Source organism: Aequorivita marina, assembly GCF_031631895.2.
GTDB classification, from domain to species: domain Bacteria; phylum Bacteroidota; class Bacteroidia; order Flavobacteriales; family Flavobacteriaceae; genus Aequorivita; species Aequorivita marina.
In genome coordinates this window covers 1-293 of sequence record NZ_JAVMBW020000051.1, presented here as the reverse complement: position 1 = coordinate 293, position 293 = coordinate 1, and the positions used below count along the sequence as shown (strand labels likewise).

1 protein-coding gene is annotated in these 293 nt (G+C 47.4%); it reads right to left on the bottom strand.

Annotated features, from left to right (window positions below; genetic code table 11):
* Window positions 1–293 (bottom strand): type IX secretion system membrane protein PorP/SprF (locus tag QPK98_RS15785; RefSeq protein ID WP_310994400.1); only part of this gene is annotated, 293 nt, incomplete at both ends.

The following is a 293-nucleotide window of genomic DNA, read 5'->3' as shown; positions in this document are numbered from 1 at the left end:
GAGGGTTCATAACTCCAATCCGAATCAAAGCGACCAATGGCATAGGCCCCAGAAAGCAAATACCGGCGCTGGTTCTTCGGCTCATACTCCTCAGTATAGATGGAACGGTTCTGAAAAATAATGTTCTTAACCGTAAAATGCGCCGATAGGTTTAAAAAATTGTACGACACTCCAGCGTCAACGTTAAAGTACGAAGTGCTCTGCACAATACCAGCTATCACCGGGTCGTAGTCCTCTAACGGAAAGCTGGTCTCATCAAGCTTCTGCTGGGTAAGCCCAGCGCTAAGCCCAAA